Below are 4,286 nucleotides of genomic sequence, written 5' to 3' on the forward strand. Positions count from 1 at the left end.
TTTTCGGCCATCTTTTAGCGGCCTGTCTTCAAACCGGCGGATCGAACGGTGCTGGAGAATCGTTTCGATGACTTGGTTCATGACTATGTCCTCCTTGAACAGCCCAACGGCTTCTTTTTGTGAACATGATAACAAAAAAGAAAGAGCCATACAACGAATCGGCTCTTTCCCTTCCATTATCGCCCAAACCGCCCTTCCTGGTAATCGCGAATCGCCTCGCGGATTTGTTCCGGCGTGTTCATGACGAACGGCCCGTAGGCGACGACCGGTTCGTTCACCGGCTCGCCGGCATAAAGAAGAAGGCGGAGTTTTTCGCGGGCGGTCACGTTTAGCTCCGTTTCCTCGCCGCGGTTGTGGCGGCTGAAAAACAGCGCTTGCCCGGCTTTTCCTTCGATGTTGTCGGCACCGAACACGCCACTCCCCTCAAGAATGTACAAAAACCCATTGTAATGCCCCGGCAAATCTTGCACGACCGTTGTTCCCGGTTCGACAATCATTTCCACCATCGTGACGGGAACGATGTTTTTCGTCGGCGCTTTGACGCCTTTCGATGACCCGGAAAAGACCCGGATCGTCGCTCCCTCTTCCTTGCGCACGGGCATGTCTTTGGAGCGCAAGTTTTGGTAGCGCGGCTCGGTCATTTTGTACGCGCTCGGCAAGTTGACCCATAGCTGAAGGCTGTGCACGGTTGAACCGGACGCCGGGTCTTCCTTATGGACGACGCCGCGGCCGGCCGTCATCCATTGCACATCTCCAGGCCCGAGCGTGCTGTGGCCGGCTTTGCTGTCGAAATGTTCAAGCTCGCCGCTGATCACATACGTGACCGTCTCAATGCCGCGGTGCGGATGGACGTCAAACGTTCCTCGCTCAAAAATATCTTCCATCAGCAGCAAAAACGGATCATACTCTTGCCAGTTCCCGGGCTCAAGCACCGAACCGCTGCGATGAATCGGACTGTTGGTGGTCATTTGCACGGTTTTCACGCGACGAATGCGGCGTTGAATCGCCATAACCTCTCCTCCCTTATGTTGCGCAATCCCGGCCGTTGCCGAAAGGAGTGCAGCTCAATCGGCAAACCGTTTCCTCCTTCATCGTACCGGATTCAACGAAAAAAAGGCAGCCGAAAANTTTGCACGGTTTTCACGCGACGAATGCGGCGTTGAATCGCCATAACCTCTCCTCCCTTATGTTGCGCAATCCCGGCCGTTGCCGAAAGGAGTGCAGCTCAATCGGCAAACCGTTTCCTCCTTCATCGTACCGGATTCAACGAAAAACAGGCAAGTCATCTGCCTGAAAAATGGCGGCCATACCGCTCGCAAAAAACAAAAAACCTGCCGGCACTCGGCAGGTGGACGTTGGAAGAGGGATTCCAATCCCACCATAAAACTATTGATACAAGGATGAATGGACATGCTCGTTCATCACGTGCAAAATTTGTGCAAAATAATCTCCAGTGTGTCAATCCATGCAAAAAGGCGGGACAATCCGCCTTCTTTTCGTTGCTCGATTCTGCCTTTTTAACAAAATATCCGAAGGAAGTCTCCCGCCTCAAGGAGCGTGAAGGGCAAAAATGTACGCAAAAAGTATGCTAAAAGTGAACAAAAGGCCAATATAAATGGCCTTTCACGAAAGAAAAGTATGAATCAGATCCAAGCAATCCGAAACAACTTCATTGGGCGCCCGTCCTACTATTTGAAGCTGTCGGGCGCGCCAATCTAAACTTTTGACCTGATCGGTTAAAATCACGCCTTCAACGGCCAAGCCTGATGGCAATTCCACTTCAAATGGATATCCTTTTTGTTGCCGGGTGATCGGGCAAAGCACCGCAAACCCTGTCAATTGATTGAACCGCTTTGGTGATAGAACGATGCCGGGCCTTTTTCCTGCCTGCTCATGCCCTGCTTGTGGATTGAAATTGACGTAAACAAGATCCCCACGATCCGGCGCTTGCATCAGAACAATTCATTCCCTTCTGTTCCAAAATCAATTTCAGCATGGCGATTTTCCGGCGTGATTTTAGCCAAAAGTTCCTCCAATGTCGGCTTTTTCTTTTTCGGGATCAACTTGATCGCTTGGTTCTCAACGATCACCTCCACTTCTGATCCTTGATGAAGCGCTAAACGTTCAGCAATCACGCTTGGGATACGAACCGCAAGGCTGTTTCCCCATTTTTGAACTGTTATTGTCATGATTGACACTCCTTTCTGTTTGTTTAATTCCATTATACCTCTCTCCTTTCATTTCGTATATACATAGTATATACATAAATTCAAAAAAAGATGCCATCGAGACGGTGTTTTCGATTCGAAACGAACGATTACGATTGATGATAAGACGCTGAACATGTTAAAAGATTTGAAGAAAAGTCAAAAGGATTCCCAAAAAATGAAAAACGACTGCCAACGCAGTCGTATCAAGGGTTTCATGATTTACAATTTGACAGGATCGGATATTAGAAATGGAGGAAGAGGGATTCGAACCCCCGCGGGCTGTGACACCCCTAGCGGTTTTCGAAACCGCCCCCTTCAGCCAGACTTGGGTATTCCTCCGTATGAAAATGGAGCCTATCGGATTCGAACCGATGACCTCCTGCGTGCGGGGCAGGCGCTCTCCCAGCTGAGCTAAGGCCCCATGTCTATAATGGTCGGGAAGACAGGATTTGAACCTGCGACCTCACGGACCCGAACCGTGTGCTCTACCAAGCTGAGCTACTTCCCGACATAGGCTGGTTTACCTTGCGACAATTCATATTCTATATGAACCTCAAAGGAAAGTCAATAGTTTTTTTATCTTTTTTTCGCCATAACGGATGAAAATTTATCTTTTTTCTGAAACGACCTGCATAGCTGCCGCTCCTTTTTTCCTATACTAAAAACACAGCAACCGTGTAAAGGAAAGGGGGCGCTTTGTGAAACTCATTCCGCCGGCGCGGCGCAAACGGGCGCATTTGTCGCAATTGACAACCACCCATTTCCATTTGCGTCATCCGCTTGTCGTCGCCTTTTTTTCCTTTTCGTTTCCGGGTTTCGGCAATTTGATGCAGCAACGCTACGCCACGGCCTTTATGTTAATCCTCTGGGAGCTGTTTATCAACACAAAAGCCCGTATCAATACAGGTATATTATACTCGCTGCTTGGCGATTTTGAAAAGGCAAAAGCCGTTCTTGACGAACGATGGCTCATGTTTTATGTGGCCATCTACATGTACAGCATTTGGGACAGCTACCGCGGCTCAGTCGACATGAACAAGCTGTATTTGCTCGCCGACCGCGAAGATGCGCCGATCTCTTCCATCCGAATGGGAATATGGGATATTAATTATTTGGACAAGCGCGAGCCTTGGCTGGCGCTGGTCTGGTCGGTGCTCGCCCCGGGCCTTGGCCATTTGTATGTCCATAAAGTGATCACCGGCCTGTTTATCTTCACCTTTACCATTTTGGTATCGTATTTCGCCCACTTGCCCGAAGCGATTACGTACACGCTGACGGGCCGATTCGATTGTGCAACGAAGATCATCGATATGCAGTGGGCGCTTTATCTGCCATCGATTTATTCGTTCATCTTTTACGATGCTTACGTATCAGCGGTCGAATACAACAAGTTGTTTGAAAAAGAACTAGCCCACTATTTGCGGCGCCGCTTTCAGCCGAAACGGTTCGCATGGCCGATTTGATGGGAGGCGTTTCATGATTGTCATTGCCACTTTCGAGAGCCACCTATTCGTTGAACTGGCGATTTCAGCGCTTCAAGAAAAAGGGATTGCTGAACATCAGATTTTTGCAGTCCCGCTCAACCGCTCTGCCGAACCGCCGCGCCTGCTTGATACGCTCCATCACGCCAACGGGTTCAGCTTCCTTGACTTGGCGGCGATTTTAGGAACGTGCTTGATGCTGCTAGGGGCGATTTACGGCTATGTGTTGGCATGGGGTCCGATCATTTGGGGGATTATCGGGGCGGTTTCAGGCATCGGAATCGGCATTTTGCTCAAATGGTGGGTAAACCGAAAATCCACGCACCGTCAAAGCCGCACAGGCGCTGATATCGTGCTTCTCATCCGTTGCGATGAACAGCAATGGCCGGCCGTGGAGCAGTTGCTGCGGGGCCATCACGCGCTTGGACTCGCCGGCGTTCACGACAAGCAGCCGAATAGATAGGCATTTCATCCCCTTTCACTGAAAAACCCGAGGGAACACCCCCTCGGGTTTTCGCCGCTCTGCCGTTTTCAATAGACATCTCGCCGCATAAAGACAAAAAAAGCGACAAGAAGCCCAAAAAGCCGCCGAAAA

The 4,286-nt window shown here is 50.0% G+C and carries 5 protein-coding genes, 3 tRNA genes and 1 pseudogene; 2 read left to right on the plus strand and 7 right to left on the minus strand.

What is annotated here, in order from left to right:
- From T260_RS1000000140435 to T260_RS121550, 7 genes and pseudogenes are all read right to left on the minus strand, one after another.
- Positions 1-177, minus strand: a pseudogene (locus tag T260_RS1000000140435) (NADPH-dependent oxidoreductase); the annotation flags it as partial.
- Positions 177-1,010, minus strand: a complete 834-nt coding sequence (locus T260_RS121575; RefSeq protein ID WP_011231146.1) for a pirin family protein — start codon at positions 1,008-1,010, stop codon at positions 177-179. The pseudogene T260_RS1000000140435 and the gene T260_RS121575, both read right to left, overlap by 1 nt.
- A 613-nt stretch (positions 1,011-1,623) precedes the next feature.
- Complete coding sequence (locus tag T260_RS121570; protein ID WP_011231143.1) at positions 1,624-1,953, minus strand: type II toxin-antitoxin system PemK/MazF family toxin; 330 nt, start codon at positions 1,951-1,953, stop codon at positions 1,624-1,626.
- Positions 1,953-2,222 (minus strand): AbrB/MazE/SpoVT family DNA-binding domain-containing protein, encoded by a 270-nt coding sequence (locus tag T260_RS121565; RefSeq protein ID WP_023634676.1) that lies wholly within the window; start codon positions 2,220-2,222, stop codon positions 1,953-1,955. Before T260_RS121565 ends, T260_RS121570 begins: the two co-directional genes overlap by 1 nt.
- Before the next feature lie 237 nt (positions 2,223-2,459).
- A tRNA-Ser gene (locus T260_RS121560) sits at positions 2,460-2,549 on the minus strand.
- 9 nt (positions 2,550-2,558) lie between these two features.
- A tRNA-Ala gene (locus T260_RS121555) sits at positions 2,559-2,631 on the minus strand.
- A gap of 10 nt (positions 2,632-2,641) precedes the next feature.
- Positions 2,642-2,718: transfer RNA gene (locus tag T260_RS121550), tRNA-Pro, on the minus strand.
- Between the two features lie 190 nt (positions 2,719-2,908).
- Between T260_RS121550 and T260_RS121545 the strand changes: the two genes are divergently transcribed.
- Together T260_RS121545 and T260_RS121540 are read left to right on the plus strand one after the other, a co-directional pair.
- Positions 2,909-3,673, plus strand: coding sequence for a hypothetical protein (locus tag T260_RS121545; RefSeq protein WP_023634677.1), 765 nt, complete (start codon positions 2,909-2,911; stop codon positions 3,671-3,673).
- A gap of 13 nt (positions 3,674-3,686) precedes the next feature.
- Positions 3,687-4,154 (plus strand): hypothetical protein, encoded by a 468-nt coding sequence (locus tag T260_RS121540; protein ID WP_021321939.1) that lies wholly within the window; start codon positions 3,687-3,689, stop codon positions 4,152-4,154.
- Positions 4,155-4,286 lie beyond the last annotated feature (132 nt).

Source organism: Geobacillus thermopakistaniensis (genome assembly GCF_000498995.1).
In the GTDB taxonomy this organism is placed as follows: Bacteria; Bacillota; Bacilli; order Bacillales; family Anoxybacillaceae; genus Geobacillus; species Geobacillus thermoleovorans.

Excerpts from the sequence above, each read along its gene's own strand:
- T260_RS121575 (WP_011231146.1), bottom strand. The coding sequence starts at position 1,010 with ATGGCGATTCAACGCCGCATTCGTCGCGTGAAAACCGTGCAAATGACC.
- T260_RS121570 (WP_011231143.1), bottom strand. The coding sequence starts at position 1,953 with ATGCAAGCGCCGGATCGTGGGGATCTTGTTTACGTCAATTTCAATCCA.
- T260_RS121565 (WP_023634676.1), bottom strand. The coding sequence starts at position 2,222 with ATGGAATTAAACAAACAGAAAGGAGTGTCAATCATGACAATAACAGTT.
- T260_RS121540 (WP_021321939.1), top strand. The coding sequence starts at position 3,687 with ATGATTGTCATTGCCACTTTCGAGAGCCACCTATTCGTTGAACTGGCG.